Annotated in this window: 13 protein-coding genes; 6 read left to right on the plus strand and 7 right to left on the minus strand. The window is 73.4% G+C overall.

Annotated features, from left to right (window positions below):
- Positions 1–258: 258 nt before the first annotated feature.
- Complete coding sequence (locus tag ABT300_RS20680) at positions 259–780, plus strand: hypothetical protein (protein WP_351677658.1); 522 nt, start codon at positions 259–261, stop codon at positions 778–780.
- 54 nt (positions 781–834) lie between these two features.
- Here the strand turns inward: ABT300_RS20680 and hemC are convergent, their stop codons facing one another.
- From hemC to ABT300_RS20700, 4 genes are all read right to left on the minus strand, one after another.
- The gene (gene hemC / locus ABT300_RS20685; protein WP_351677660.1) at positions 835–1770 is read right to left on the minus strand and encodes a hydroxymethylbilane synthase; all 936 of its coding nucleotides are present in this window, start codon (positions 1768–1770) and stop codon (positions 835–837) included.
- A gap of 72 nt (positions 1771–1842) precedes the next feature.
- The gene (locus ABT300_RS20690; RefSeq protein ID WP_351677734.1) at positions 1843–2247 is read right to left on the minus strand and encodes a GNAT family N-acetyltransferase; all 405 of its coding nucleotides are present in this window, start codon (positions 2245–2247) and stop codon (positions 1843–1845) included.
- A 226-nt stretch (positions 2248–2473) separates the two neighbouring features.
- A complete protein-coding gene (locus tag ABT300_RS20695) occupies positions 2474–3250 on the minus strand; it encodes an NPP1 family protein (RefSeq protein ID WP_351677663.1) in 777 nt (258 codons plus the stop codon).
- Between the two features lie 191 nt (positions 3251–3441).
- Complete coding sequence (locus ABT300_RS20700) at positions 3442–4422, minus strand: ATP-dependent DNA ligase (protein WP_351677666.1); 981 nt, start codon at positions 4420–4422, stop codon at positions 3442–3444.
- A gap of 115 nt (positions 4423–4537) precedes the next feature.
- On the opposite strand from ABT300_RS20700, the gene ABT300_RS20705 reads away from it, so the two are divergent.
- The 5 genes from ABT300_RS20705 to ABT300_RS20725 all read left to right on the plus strand — a co-directional run bounded on the left by ABT300_RS20705 (position 4538) and on the right by ABT300_RS20725 (position 9877).
- Entirely contained in the window at positions 4538–5056 is a 519-nt protein-coding gene (locus tag ABT300_RS20705) for a MarR family winged helix-turn-helix transcriptional regulator (RefSeq protein WP_351677669.1), read from the plus strand.
- Positions 5057–5293: 237 nt separating this feature from the next.
- Positions 5294–5674, plus strand: coding sequence for a DoxX family protein (locus ABT300_RS20710; protein ID WP_351677672.1), 381 nt, complete (start codon positions 5294–5296; stop codon positions 5672–5674).
- Positions 5671–6144, plus strand: a complete 474-nt coding sequence (locus tag ABT300_RS20715) for a peroxiredoxin (protein WP_351677675.1) — start codon at positions 5671–5673, stop codon at positions 6142–6144. The genes ABT300_RS20710 and ABT300_RS20715 overlap by 4 nt, the downstream gene beginning before the upstream one ends.
- 157 nt (positions 6145–6301) lie before the next feature.
- On the plus strand, positions 6302–8644 hold the full coding sequence (locus tag ABT300_RS20720) for an ATP-binding SpoIIE family protein phosphatase (RefSeq protein ID WP_351677678.1): 2343 nt from the start codon (positions 6302–6304) through the stop codon (positions 8642–8644).
- 252 nt (positions 8645–8896) lie between these two features.
- Positions 8897–9877 carry a TauD/TfdA dioxygenase family protein gene (locus ABT300_RS20725; RefSeq protein ID WP_351677682.1) on the plus strand — a complete coding sequence of 327 codons (981 nt, stop codon included), beginning with the start codon at positions 8897–8899 and terminating at the stop codon, positions 9875–9877.
- Between the two features lie 6 nt (positions 9878–9883).
- Here ABT300_RS20725 and ABT300_RS20730 read toward each other — a convergent pair whose 3' ends face one another.
- The 3 genes from ABT300_RS20730 to ABT300_RS20740 all read right to left on the minus strand — a co-directional run bounded on the left by ABT300_RS20730 (position 9884) and on the right by ABT300_RS20740 (position 13442).
- Positions 9884–10918: an LLM class flavin-dependent oxidoreductase gene (locus tag ABT300_RS20730; RefSeq protein WP_351677685.1), complete on the minus strand. Its 1035-nt coding sequence runs from the start codon at positions 10916–10918 to the stop codon at positions 9884–9886.
- 69 nt (positions 10919–10987) lie between these two features.
- A complete protein-coding gene (locus ABT300_RS20735) occupies positions 10988–12493 on the minus strand; it encodes a metallophosphoesterase family protein (protein ID WP_351677688.1) in 1506 nt (501 codons plus the stop codon).
- A 121-nt stretch (positions 12494–12614) separates the two neighbouring features.
- Positions 12615–13442: an MHYT domain-containing protein gene (locus tag ABT300_RS20740; protein WP_351677690.1), complete on the minus strand. Its 828-nt coding sequence runs from the start codon at positions 13440–13442 to the stop codon at positions 12615–12617.
- Between the last annotated feature and the right edge of the window lie 469 nt (positions 13443–13911).

Genomic DNA, 13911 nt, shown 5'->3' on the forward strand with positions numbered 1-13911 from the left:
CCTCTTGGCGGCTTCTCCGCCGGGCCCGGCGCGCGGCGGGGCCGGCCCCCCCCCCGCCGCGAAGGCGATCTTGTCCGGGACGTGATGTGCGGCACGCCGTCGGCAAGCCCTTTCGGGCGTCCTCGACGGATAGTGCCTGCGCACGGCTTGATCAGCGATCAAAGGGGGCGAAGCCCCTGGCCACAGCGCATTCCGCTCATTTGACAGTGCGATCGGCGCACGGATAGGAAGCAGCCGGTAGAAGTCGAGAGGTGCACCGTGTACGAGCCGAACGTGGTCGGGGACTGGCAGGAGTACGACGAGCATGCCGGTCTGCGGGTCCGCGTCCACCGCCTGGAGCAGAGCGAGCCGCCGCGGGGGCGCGACGACGCAGCCGAGGGGCTGACGTACTTCTGTCTGCGGGTGACGGTCGAGAACCGCGGCGACGGCCACTCCACGATCCACCTCGAGGACGGTCAGATCGACGTGCGGCTCGGCCCGGACGGCGAGAGCGCGTTCATCGACTGGCGCAACTCGCAGTTCATCGAGGGCTTCGACGTCTATCCGCTGCGCCGGGCCACCGCCGTGCTGTACGCGGCGGGAGCCGAGGCGTCCCTGAAGCAGGTCGACGTCCAGATCCAGCTGCGGGTGGACGACGACTGGGCCGACCGCCGGCTGTGGAGCGGCGGCATCGGACTGCAGGAGGGGCCCGGCGGCGCCGCGACCGGCGTGGCCCGCGAGAGCCTGGCCCGCCAGATCAGCAACTTCCTGCGCGACCAGGCCGAAGAGGGCACCGCCTGACGGCGGCCGCCCTCCGGGCCGGTCGCCGCCCCGCGTTCTTCGGCGGTCGAGCGGTCAGTGCGGGATGCCGTCGATGATCTCGCGGGCGCCCTGACGCAGCAGCGCCACCGCCACCGACGTGCCGAGGGTCGCCGGGTCGAGACGGCCCGCCCACTCGTGGGCGTTCAGCCGGGTCTTGCCGTCCGGTGTGAACACACAGGCCCGCAGGGACAGTTCACCGCTGCGGTCCATCCGTGCGAAGCCCGCGATCGGACTGTTGCAGTGGCCTTGGAGCACATGCAGGAACATGCGTTCCGCCATGGCCTCCCGGTGGGTCGCCGGATCGCCGAGCGCGCTGACCGCGTCGATGAGGTCCGTGTCGCCCTCGCGGCACTGCAGGGCGAGGATGCCCGCGCCGATGGGCGGCATCATCGTCTCCGTCGACAGCACCTCGCTGATCACGTCCTGCCGGCCGATGCGCTCCAGGCCCGACACCGCGAGCAGCAGCGCGTCCGCCTCGCCCGCGGCGAGCTTCTCCAGCCGCCGGTTGGCGTTGCCGCGGAACGGCACGCACTCCAGGTGCGGGTGGGTGGCCGCGAGCTGGGCGATCCGGCGCACCGACGAGGTGCCGACGCGCGTCCCGTCCGGCAGCTCGTCCAGGGTGAGGCCGCCCGGGTGGATCAGGGCGTCACGGATGTCGTCGCGCCGCAGGAAGGCGGCGAACACGGTGCCCGCGGGCAGCGGGCGGTCGGCGGGGACGTCCTTGACGCAGTGCACCGCGAGGTCGGCCTCGCCCGCCAGCAGCGCGGCGTCGACCTCCTTGGTGAACGCGCCCTTCCCCTCGACCTGGGAGAGGTCCCCCATCCACTTGTCGCCGGTCGTCCTCACGGGCACGACCTCGGTGCGCACGCCGGGGTACAGAGTGGTCAACTCCGCGCGCACCCGCTCCACTTGGGCCAGGGCCATGGGCGAGTCACGGGAGACGATGCGGATCAGTTCCGGAACGGACATGCGGGACACGATAGACCCTCGCGGCTCATGCCCCGCTAAACTCGCGGTTTCTCCCGACGCCTTCGCCGGGAGTCAAGGGTTCACCTTCAGACTGAAGCGCCGCTTGTCCGCGCCGAGGGCTCCGCGCCGGGCGTAGAAGCGGATCGCCCCCTCGTTCCAGACCGGCGTCTGCCACTGCACCTCGACCAGCCCCCGGCGCCGGGCCTCGGCCGCGACCGCGTCCATCAGCAGCGCGCCGATGCCCAGGCCCCGGTGGTCGGGCGCCAGGAACAGGCAGTCCATGTGCAGGTACTCGCGACCCTCCCAGGTGGAGAGTTCGGGCGCGCAGGTGGCGTAGCCGACGATCCGGCCGTCGGGAAGTTCGGCGACCAGACAGCACAGGCGGGGCGTCGCCGCGTCGAACAGAAGTCCCGCCAGGCGCCGGGCCAGGCCGGGCACGGGCGGGTCGGCACGCTCGTACTCGGCGTGCTGGGCCATCAGTTCGGCGACGCGCGGCAGATCGGCCGGTTCGGCGGACCGCACCCGGGCGGCGATCACCTGACCGTCCCCTCGACGGTGTCCGCCCTCATCGGATGCCGGGCGGGGCGGTGCGGCGCCTGCGCGGGTATCGCCGTCGGGAGTTCCTCATGAAGATCCATCCGGTCATCATGCCCGCCAGGACGGCCCCGGACGCCATATCCGGGGCCGAACCCTGCCGGTGCGGCTATGCGTTGGGGTCGAAGGCGACGCCGGAGGGCAGCGCCTTCGACAGGTGGCCGGCGAAGCTGTCGTCCCGCAGGCCGAAGTGGGCGCTGCCGAAGTCGTAGGAGACCAGCTTGTCGCGCAGGCCCGCCGGATAGCCGTTCCAGCCGACCAGCGGCGGGTACTGCCAGACGCCCCGGTGGTTCTCCGGCGGTTCGTCGCCCGGGCCGGCGATCCGGAAGCAGTGCGTGGTGATGCCGTCCTTGTGGTAGACGACCTTCGCGTGGGCGCCCTCGAAGCGGACCGAGGACGCCGCGTGCACGGTGAACGAGCCGTGGTTGGACGTCGAGACGTACTCGACCCGGCCGTTCTGCACCCACACCACGACGTGTTCCCAGTCGTGCCGGTGTCCGCCGAGGCTGATGCCCGGGATGGCCTGGTCCTTCTCGAAGTACAGACCGTAGAGGTAGGCGCACCAGCCGTTGTTGCACTTGTAGCGCGAGTACGTGTTGGTGGAGGCGAGGTCGGACGCGTCGCGGCAGTTGCCGTTGAGGGCCCCCGTCGGCTTCAGTCCGCCGTTGATCGTGCCGTCCGGGCCGATCGCGGCGGTGGAGTAGCACCCGTCCGTGTCGTAGTCGAAGGCGGGCTGGTAGGCCAGCTCGTCGGCCTCGGCGTTCTGCGGCAGCGCCGGGGGAGGGGCGGCGAAGGCGGTGGCGGGGACGGCGAGGACGAGTGCGGCGGCGCCGGCGAGTCCGGTGAGCCATCTCCTGCGGTGGGCCTTGAACCTGCGTGACGACACGGAGCTCTCCCTCGGTAAGCGGGCGCAGCCGAACGGCTGTGGGGGAAAAGGGAGTTCAGCTTCCTCGGTTTCGGCTTCCGCGCCAAGAGGCCCGCAGGGGATTCATGGCGCGGGACGGACCGCGGCCGGACGGCGAAGGCGGCGTCCGCGACGGCCGGCGACCGCTCGCCCCTGCCCGCGGCCTCGTCGGGTCAGACGGAAGCGTCCGGAAGGTCGGCCGCCGACTCCTTTGGCGTCAGGTCCGGTCGCAGCCGCAGCCAGGACGGCTGGCGCAGCAGCCCGGCGCGGGTACGGGTGCTGTAGCGGACCTCGCCGACCAGCCGGGGCACGACCCAGCGCGCGCCCGGCGCCTGCGGCACGGTGTCGAAGGGGCAGGCGTCGGTCGCGGCGGCCCGCAGCAGTGCGGCGAGTTCCGTGCGCTCGGCCTCGCTCCAGCCGGTGCCCACCCCGCCCACGTAGCGCAGCCCCGTCGCGGCGCGCTGCCCGACGAGGACGGCGCCGGGCAGTCCGCTCAGCCGGCCCTTGCCGGGGAGCCAGCCGCCCACGAGGACGTCGGCGACGCGCATGTTGCGGATCTTGATCCAGGACCGGGAGCGCACACCCGGCTCGTACGGGGAGTCCAGCCGCTTGCACACCAGTCCCTCGAGGCCGTGCGCCCGGGTCGCCTCCAGCGCCTCGAGCCCGTGACCGACCAGCGCGCCGGGCGTCGACCAGCGGGGGCCGCTCAGCGCGAGCCCCTCGAGCCGGGCTCGGCGCCGCGTGTAGGGCAGGGTCAGCAGCGAGCACCCGCCGAGATGCAGCACGTCGAACAGGACCAGGTGCACGGGCGCCGTCGCGGCGAGCCGCGCGGCCTTTCCCGGCGCCCGCACCAGCCCCATGCGGGACTGCAGCGACTGGAAGTCGGCGCGGCCCTCTGCGTCCAGGGCGAGCACCTCCCCGTCCAGCACGGCGGGCGTGCGGCCGAGCGCCTCGCCCAGCGGCCACAGCTCCGGGTACGCCCCCGTGATGTCCTCGCCCGATCGGGCCCGCAGCACGACGCTCCCGTCGCCGGCGAGGTACACCACGGCCCGCTGGCCGTCCTGCTTGGTCTCGTAGGCCCACCGGGCGTCCTGGGCGGCGGGCGGCAGCCGGCCCGGGGTGGCGAGCATGGGGGCGATGCGGGGCAGGGTCACGGGTGAGTTGTGGACGCGCACGGACCGCCGCACGCGAAAGCCGCGCCGGTTTCGCCTGATCGGCGCTGCACGGTCATTTACTTGAGTTACGCAACAAGATGGTAGCGTGGGTTCCATGCCCACCGAGCCGCTCCCCTTCCCCTCCGCCGTCTCCCCGGAGGTGATCGAGATCGAGCGTGCGCTCACTCGCGTCACCTATCTGAGCACCCGGGCCCGCATGCACGACCGGCTCATGGCGATCGCGGGCATCCCCCTGGACCGCGCGGCGATGGCCCTGCTGCGGCAGGTCGCCGACTCCGAGCCGCAGCGGCCGGGGGAGCTGGCCCAGCGCCTGGGCGTCGAGGCCTCCCACGTGACCCGCACCGTGCAGCAGCTCCAGAAGGCCGGATACGTCACCCGGGCGCCCGACCCCGACGACCGCCGCGCCCAGCGGATCCAGCTCACCGGGACCGGCCGCGACGCCGTGGACCGCGTCCGCGAGGCCGGCGCGCGGGGGCTGCAGCTGGCGTTGGACGGCTGGGGGCAGGAGGACCTGGGCCGCCTCGCCGTCCTCTTCCACCGGATGGTCGACGACTTCCTCTCCCACGCCGCCGACGAGGAGGGCGAGCGGCCCGCGCCGGCCCCCCGCGACTGACGCCCGGCGTTCGCGCCGGTCCCGGCGGCCCGGGCTCGCGGCGCGGAGGGCCGAAACCGGCCGGGAGGCGTGCCGCGGTCGATGCCCCACCCCGCCCCGCCCCGGCGGGCGGCATGCGCATCGGCTGCAACCGCGGTCGCGTCGGGGGCAGTTGGGCGGCGCGCTGGGGCGACCCCGCCGCCGGGCCCCCGTCTACCGTCCAGTAATGTCTGCCACCAGGTCATCTGAGGAGGAACCGTGTCCAGGTCCGAACGCTCACCCCTGCTGCTGGCGGGCCTACTGGCCACCGCAGGCGTCGCGCATTTCGCCGCGCCGCGTCCCTTCGACGCGACCGTCCCGCGCGCACTGCCCGGCTCCCCCAGGGCCTGGACGTACGCCAGCGGCGTCGCCGAGCTGGCGCTCGCGGCGGGAGTGGCCCTGCCCCGGACCCGGAGGAAGGCGGCGCTGGCCACGGCCGCGTTCTTCGTCGGCGTCTTCCCCGCCAACGTCAAGATGGCGTGGGACTGGCGCCGCCGTCCCACCGCGCTCAAGGCCGCCGCCGTCGGTCGCCTGCCTCTGCAGGCCCCGCTCGTCATGTGGGCCCGCAGCGTCGCGAACGGTACGGAGGGACGGGCATGAGCAAGGCTCCGGAGACGGGTGACCTGGTCGAGGACTTCGCCCTGCGGGACGAGACCGGCACATCGCGCAGTCTGACCGACCTGCTGGCCGACGGGCCGGTGGTCCTCTTCTTCTACCCCGCCGCCCTGACCCCGGGCTGTACCGCCGAGGCCTGCCACTTCCGCGACCTCGCCGCGGAGTTCGCCGCCGTCGGGGCGCGGCCCGTCGGCGTCAGCGGGGACTCCGTCGAGCGCCAGCAGGAGTTCGCCGACCGGCACACCCTCGGCATGCCGCTGCTGTCCGACGAGGACGGGACGGTCCGGGAGCTGTTCGGCGTGAAGCGCGGCTTCTCGCTGGCGCCGAACAAGCGGGTCACGTACGTCATCGGGCAGGACCGCACCGTCCTGGAGGTCGTGCGCAGCGAACTGCGCATGAACACCCACGCCGACCGCGCCCTCGAGGCGCTGCGCCGGCAGGCCTCACGGGGCTGACGGGCCTCACCGGGCGGCTGACGGGCAGGGGGCGCGGGGCCGCCGTCGCACGGTGGCGGCCCGGGGGAGCGCCGCGGCCCGGGGCGGAGGAACGCCGGGCACTCCCACGGGCCCGTCGCGGTTGATGCGCCGGGCCAAAGGGACCATTCTGGACGACATGGAGCAAGTCGTCGCTGCGGCGGTCATCGATGCCGACGGCGTCGTGGCGGCCTGGAGCGAGGGCGCTCGCCTGCTGACGGGCCATCCTGCCGAGGAGGCCGTGGGCCGGACGGCGGCCGACCTGCTCGCCGAGGACCTGCCGCGGCGGGCGGACGGACAGTGGACCGGCCCGGTCGTCGTGCGCCACCGCGACGGCCACCCCGTCACCCTCACCGTCACGGCCTGCCCGGTGATCGGTCCCGACGGCCGGCGCGCCGGATACACGGTCAGCGCCGAGCGGCCCGCCGCCCCGGAGCCCACCCTGGCCGGGCAGGCCTTCCAGCAGGCCTCCATGTCGATGTCCGTCTTCGACCCCCAGCAGCACTATCTGCGGCTGAACGAGGTCGCCTGCAAGGTCATGGGCGTCTCGGAGGACGTCCTGCTGGGCCGCCACTTCCCCGACACCGTCCAGGAGGCCGAGCACAGCCGGGGATTCAACTGGCATCTGCGCCACGTCGCCGAGACCGGCCGCCCGATCCGCTACGAGAGCTTCACCGGGGCCCCTTCCCTCAATCGCGAGCACGCCTGGACCACCGAGATGTGGCCCGTGCGGGACACCTCCGGAGCGGTCGCCGGGGTCGCCCTGGCCGCGTTCGACAGCACCGAGCAGTACCTGGCCCGCCAGCGGCTGACCCTGCTGAACGAGGCCGCGGCCTCCATCGGGACCACCCTCGACGTGGTGCGCACCGCCGAGGAAGTGGTCGAGCTGCTCGTGCCGCGGTTCGCCGACTTCGTCAGCGTCGACCTGCTGGACTGGGTGCTGGGCGTCGACGAGCCGCCGCCCGTCCCGACCGGCGAGGTCGTGCTGCGCCGGGTCGCGCACGGCTCCGCCCACGAGGGCACCCCCGAGGCGGCCGTCCGGCTGGGCGAGACCGACGTCCATCCGCCCTTCAGCCCGCCCGCCCGCGCCCTGCGGGAGGGGTGTGCCGTCCGCATCCAGGCGGGCGAGCCCGATTTCATGCTCTGGCTCGTCGAACGCAACGCGCGTGCTCCCGCGGGCAGCCGCTACCGCACCGGAGTCCACTCGGTGATCTCGGTGCCTCTGCGGGCCCGGGGCACCACCCTGGGCGTCCTCGTCGGCGTCCGCATCGCGCATCCCGACGACTACGAGGACGACGACGCCGTCTTCGCCGAGGAGCTCGCCAGCCGGGCCGCGGTCTGCGTCGACAACGCCCGCCGCTTCGCCCGCGAACGCACCACCGCCCTCGCCCTCCAGCACAGCCTGCTGCCCCGCGGTCTGCCCGGCCAGGCCGCCGTCGAGGTGGCCCACCGCTATCTGCCCAGCGGGTCCACGGCCGGCATCGGCGGCGACTGGTTCGACGTCATCCCGCTGTCCGGCAGCCGGGTCGCCCTGGTCGTGGGCGACGTCGTCGGCCACGGCATTCCGTCGTCGGCGACCATGGGACGGCTCTGCATGGCCGTGCGCACCCTGGCCGACGTGGATCTGCCGCCCGACGAACTGCTCACGCACCTGGACGACCTCGTCACCCATCTGGCGGCCTACGACGAGGGCGGCGACGACGTCGCCGAGCTCGGCGCCACCTGCCTCTACGCCGTCTACGACCCCGTCAGCCGCCGCCTCACCGCCGCCGCCGCGGGCCACCCCGCACCCGCCGTCGTCCTGCCCGACGGCAGCGCCCGGCTGGTCCCTATGACGCCCGGTCCTCCGCTCGGCGTGGGCGGCCTGCCCTTCGAGGCCGTCGAGCTGGAACTGCCCGAGGGCTCCGTCGTCGCCCTCTACACGGACGGTCTGATCGAGGGCCGCGACCGCGACGTCGACCGTGCCACCGCCGAGCTGTGCAGCGCCCTGACGGCGCCCACCGCCTCGCTCGACGCGCTCTGCGACAGCGTGCTCAAAGCGGTCCAGCCGGAGGAGCCCGGCGACGACGTCGCCCTGCTGCTCGCCCGGACCCGCGCCCTCGGCGCGGACCGGGTCGCGACCTGGGACGTCGACCCCGATCCCGTCCACGTGGCCGAGACCCGGCAGGCGGCCACCGAGCAACTGGCCGCCTGGGGTCTGGAGGACGCCGCCTTCGTCACCGAACTCGTGGTCAGCGAACTCGTCACCAACGCCATCCGCTACGGCACGCCGCCCATCCGGCTGCGTCTGATCCGCGACCGCAGCCTCATCTGCGAGGTCTCCGACGGCAGCTCCACCTCGCCCCATCTGCGCCGCGCCCACGCCTTCGACGAGGGCGGCCGCGGCCTGCTGCTCGTCGCGCAGCTCACCCAGCGCTGGGGCAGCCGGCAGACCGACCGGGGCAAGACGATCTGGGCGGAGCAGTCGCTCGACCTCGGATGACCCGGCCGGCCGCCGGGTCGATCAGCCGGAGCCGGAGCCGGCCCGTCTCGCCCTGCCCGGCGTCCTTCCGGCGCTCCCGCCCCGCCCAACGCCGCTCCCGGCCCGCCCCGCTCCCGTCCTGCCTGCGCGGCGTCCGTCCCGCCTCCCGTGTGTCCGTCCCGCCGGCCCCCGTGGCCCGGGGCGCTGTCGCCACGCCGTCGTTTCGCTGTCACGATCTTCCCTGAGCGTCATCCGAGGACAAGGGGAGCGGGCATGACCACGGACTTCGACAGCCTGACGGGCGACGAGGCGGCGCGGGCGGCCGGCGTGCGGGTGCGACCGGTCGCCGGGCACATCGGCGCCGAGATCGACGGCGTCGACCTGGCCGCAGGCCTCGACGACGCCCAGGTCGCCGTGATCCGGGCGGCCGTGCTGCGCTGGAAGGTGGTGTTCTTCCGCGAGCAGCGCCTCGACCACACGGCGCATGTCGCGTTCGCCCGGCGGTTCGGCGAACCCGTCGTGCCGGGCCGGCGCGGCAGCGCCTCACCGCCGGACTTCCCGGAGATCGAGACGACCGCCGACCGTCTCGAACTGGGCGGCAGGTTCGGCATGGACCACGAGGAGTGGCTCCGCCGCCGACGCCACACCCTGCTGCGCGGCTGGCACTGCGACCACGGCGCCCGCGTCGACCCGCCCGCCGCGACGATCCTGCGCGCCGAGACCGTGCCTCCCTACGGCGGCGACACCACCTGGTCCAACCTGGCCGCGGCCTACGCCGGACTCTCGGCGCCGGTACGGGAGTTCGTGGCCGGGCTGCGTGCCGAGCACCGGCTCGGCGTCGGCTACCAGCCCCGCCCCGGCGACGACGCCTACGTCCGCCACCTCCTCGACCACCAGGTGGCCTCCGTGCACCCTCTGGTGCGCGTCCACCCCGAGACGGGGGAGCGGGTGCTGTACGTCAACGGCTACTACCTCGAGCAGATCACCGGCCTCTCCCGCGCGGAGAGCCGGGCGATCCTGGACATGCTGCTGGAGGAGGCGACCCGCCCCGAGTACACGGTCCGCTTCCGCTGGGAGCCGGGCAGCGTGGCCTTCTGGGACAACCGCGCCACCATCCACCTCGCGCCGGGCGACACCGCGCATCTGCGCTTCCCGCGCACCATGCACCGGGTGATGCTCACCGGAGAGGTCCCCGTCGGGGTGGACGGTCGGCCGTCCGAGGCGGTGACGGGCGCCGAGCCGGGCCGCTGGTGAGGCGGTTCAGACTCCGGCGCCGGGCCGCCACCCGAGCGCCGGACCGAGCTTCGTCGCCATGTCGGTGAGGATCTGCAGATAGTCCTCGTGCCCGAAGGCGAACGGCAGGGCGAAGGCCACCTCGTCGATCTCGCGGAACGCGGCGTGGGCGCGCAGGCGTTCGGCGATCTCGTCCGACGTGCCCACCAGATCCGGGGCGAAGAGCAGTCGGGCCGGTCCCTGGGGGGAGGTCGTGCGGGGGAGCCGCTTCGCCGCGAACTCCTCGTACCTCGCGCGTTGTTCGGGGGAGGCGGAGTCGGTGGGGATCACCACGAGCCCCTGTGAGACACGGGCCGCCGCGCCGTCGGGGTGGGCGGCGCGGAAGGCCTGTACGTGGGAGAGCTGGATCTCGGCGAAGTCCCGTGTGTCGTCGGGCCCTTCGGCCTTCACCACGCTGCTGGTGAGGAAGTTCATGCCGTGTTCGCCGGCCCACCGCGCCGAACCGAGGCTGCCGCCGCCGTACCACAGACGGCGGCCCAGTCCGGGGGACTGCGGCTGCACCCGGTCCGAGAACACCTCGAAGCCCTCCACCCCGCTGAAGTCGGTGGCCGGCTTGCCGCGCACGAAGTCCAGCAGCCGTCGCACCCGCTCGTAGCCGAAGTCCTCCGCGTCCGACGTGCCGGGGTACAGGGCCTCCCTGACCTGCTCGTAGTGCATCGGCGGGCCGACGCTCACGCCCGGGTTGAGACGGCCCGCGGAGAGGACGTCGACGGTGGCCAGGTCCTCCGCGAGACGCAGCGGATTCTCCCAGCCCAGCGGGATGACCGCGGTGCCGAGCTCGATGCGCCGGGTGCGCTGCGACGCCGCCGCCAGGACGGCGACGGGGGAGGAGATGCCGTACTGCAGGTGCCGGTGACGCACCCACGCGCTGTCGAAGCCCAGCCGTTCGCCGAGTTCTATGATCTCGAGCGTGCTCTCGTGGCCCCGGGCCGGGTCGTCCCCGTCGAACAGCCCGATGGTGAGGAAGCCCAGCTTGCGCAAGGGGCGAGAGGTGGACGACACGAGGCTCCTCCATGGTCCGACGGCGTGCGAGGCCGTTCAGCGGTGTGGCGCCGATTGTCGCAGGCGGCCTCAGAGCAGCGGGATCGTGACCTCGTCCTCGACCGGCGGGTGCAGTTCCTGCGCGAGGTTGCCGGTGGCCGCGAAACAGCGCAGCCGCACCGACTCCGGTGTGACGTCCAGCCGCAGGAAGCACTTGAAGAAGGGTGGGCTGTACGACACCGAACTCGGCGAGAACAACTGCGTGTAGATCTTGCGCACGGGCAGCCGGAACCGCCTGCGGCGCTCCGGGCGGCTCCCCGTCCCCAGCAGACCGGCCAGCAGCCGGATGCGGGGCGTCACCCGGACCTGCGGACCCGGTGTGCGCGTCGGCGGGATGCCGACGCGTTCGGCGATGACCGCCTGGGCCTGCTCCTCGGTGAGGGAGAAGAAGCGCCGCAGCCGCAGCCGCCTGCCGTAGAGCCTGCTGTAGAAGGCGAGGGAGTCGCCGCGCAGCGGATAGCAGCGGAAGTCCTGCTCGGTGACGCCGGCGACGGACACCCGCGGGATGGTGTGCGTGGCGTGCATGAAGGCGCCCCCGCCGCCGGCGACGACGTACTGCAGGGTCCGGCCGTCCGGCAGACGCACCGGATAGCGCTGGTAGTTGTGGATGTCGCCGCCTATCGCGGCCACATAGCGGTGCTCGGGCGCGGTCACGATGTCGTCGACCGTGCCGCCCCCTTCGACGGGGCACGGGTGGTGCTCGCCGTCGACGTACAGGGGCGAGCCCGTGACGAGGATCTTCGGCCGCGGGCCCCGGGACACCTCGCGCAGCCACGCGCCCTGTTCGGCGTCGAGGGCGCCCAGAAGCCCGGTGTCGATGCCGACGATCCGCACGGGGCCCGCGTCGATCGCCCAGTACGGCCCGGGCTGGACGGCCTGCTGGTCGGCCCCGGACCTCAGTGCGCGGGCCTCGGCGAGCCGGCGGCCGTCGTGGGCGCGAGGCCGGTGCCACAGCAGGGAGCGCAGCCACGCCCGGGTCAGAGGGCGTGCGGCGGGCTCGGCGGGCAGGGCCGGGGCGTCGCCGCAGAAGACCCGCATGAACGCGCCGAGGTCCTCGTACCAGTCGTGGTTGCCCGGTATCGCGTACACCGGGGCCCGGTAGTCGCGGTAGGGGCGGAAGAACTTGGGGCCGTAGTCGTCGGCGCTGCCGACGGGGTAGATGACGTCACTGGCAAGGACCGCGAAGGAGGTGCCCTGACTCGCCCTCAGGAAGCCCGGCACCACGGCGTACTGAGGCTCGTCGCCCTCACCCGTGTCGCCGATGACCATGAAGGAGAAACGTTCCGGGTCCTCGCGCCGGATCACCTTGTCGGCGGGTGCGCCGGCCGCAGTGCGCTGCGCCACCAGACGGCTGCGGGTGCGGCCCGTGGGATCGCCGAACCAGGAGGCGAGCACCCCGTTGCGGGCGGCCCACAGGAGACGGGGGTTCAGCCACGAGATCTTCTCGACCCGGCCCGGCATGAGCCGGCGGTACGCGCCTCGGTCGGCGCCGCCCCAGCCGGCGCCTTCGGCGGTCTCGCGTGAGGAGTCAGACACCGGTGCACCGTAGCAATGCCCCACCGGGCGGCGGCAGTCGGGTGACCGGCGCCGACGTCGGACGCGACGGACGGGAGGCGACGGACGAGGGCGCGGGCGGGGCGACGGGCGGGGCGACCGCTCACTCACGGCTCCACGACCGGGCGGTCGCCGGGCGGTCGGCCGTTTCCGAAGGCGGCCCGGTCCGGACCGCCCGGCCGGGCCGGTTCCATTCGCCGTCGCCCAGCACGAGCAGCGGATCGAACATCACCACCACACCGGCCAGCAGCAGGAAGATCACCGGGCCGATGAGCATCGGCAGCAGCAGCGAGGTCGCGGTGTCGCCGCTCCAGGTCTCCGTGGTGTCGTGCACATGGACGCTGACCGCGGCCATGGCCGTGTAGTGCATGCCCGACACGGCCAGGCCCATCACCAGACTGGCGCCCAGGCTGGTGAGGAACCCGCGGATCGTGACGGCGGCCCACAGCGCGGCGGTCGCGGCGACCACGGCGATCACCACCGAGAGCGCCACGGTGAACGGGGCGTACGACACCTCTCCGTTGAGCCGCACGGCCGCCATGCCCAGGTAGTGCATGGCGGCGACCCCGAGTCCGGTGACGGCGCCCGCGAGCGACAGCGCGGCGCGCCCGGCGCCGCGGTAGCCCACGATGAACACGCCGACGCCGACCACCACGACCGCCACGACGAGGCTGAGGACCGTCAGGCCGACGTCGTAGCCGACTCGGGTCTGCGCCACCTGGAAGCCGATCATGGCGATGAAGTGCATCGTCCAGATGCCGCAGCCGATCGACGCGGCGCCCAGCGCCAGCCAACCGGGCTTGTGGGAATCGGGGTTGAGCAACGTCCGTACGATGCAGCGCAGCCCAAGGGCTCCGCCCAGGCAGGCCATCACAAAGGCCGCCGCCGGGGTCACCGCCCCGTACCGGAACCCGTCGATGGTGCCTTCCATCGCCAACTCCCCCCAGAGTGACGGACGTTTGTGGAGGAATGTCTACGGGCTCGGCGGCGGTGGACGCAAGCGGTTCCGGCAACTCGGTTTTCGTGCCCGCCGGGCGGAGCGCCGTTGCCGCCCGGGCCGCCCGCACGGCCGTGGTCGAACGCGCGCGGGCGACCCCGAGCGCCCGCACGGCTGCCGCGCCGATCCGCCCCTTGCCCCGATCGTGGACGTGTCTGCGCAGCAAACACACAGGTCGTTCACAGTTCTTCGGGGTCGGGACGCCTTGAGACCCCCGGGCACCGAGGGTTAACCCTTGAAGCGATTCCGCGTGGATGACATGCCACTGACAATCCTGTCATTCTCCTGGCCACCGCCGCGCACCGGCGGCGCCTGGCCCTCATCGGTGCACGGTCCCGCACAGCTCAGCTCGTCCCGGACGGCACACCCGTCTGTCCGGTCTGTCATCGGCCGTCCCCACGGC

Origin of the sequence: Streptomyces sp. NPDC001027 (assembly GCF_040299045.1) — a bacterium.
Lineage (GTDB): Bacteria > Actinomycetota > Actinomycetes > Streptomycetales > Streptomycetaceae > Streptomyces.

Coding starts and splice junctions, on each gene's coding strand:
- hemC (WP_351677660.1), bottom strand. CDS start 1,770: ATGTCCGTTCCGGAACTGATCCGCATCGTCTCCCGTGACTCGCCCATG.
- ABT300_RS20690 (WP_351677734.1), bottom strand. CDS start 2,247: ATGGCCCAGCACGCCGAGTACGAGCGTGCCGACCCGCCCGTGCCCGGC.
- ABT300_RS20705 (WP_351677669.1), top strand. CDS start 4,538: ATGCCCACCGAGCCGCTCCCCTTCCCCTCCGCCGTCTCCCCGGAGGTG.
- ABT300_RS20715 (WP_351677675.1), top strand. CDS start 5,671: ATGAGCAAGGCTCCGGAGACGGGTGACCTGGTCGAGGACTTCGCCCTG.
- ABT300_RS20720 (WP_351677678.1), top strand. CDS start 6,302: ATGGAGCAAGTCGTCGCTGCGGCGGTCATCGATGCCGACGGCGTCGTG.
- ABT300_RS20725 (WP_351677682.1), top strand. CDS start 8,897: ATGACCACGGACTTCGACAGCCTGACGGGCGACGAGGCGGCGCGGGCG.
- ABT300_RS20740 (WP_351677690.1), bottom strand. CDS start 13,442: ATGGAAGGCACCATCGACGGGTTCCGGTACGGGGCGGTGACCCCGGCG.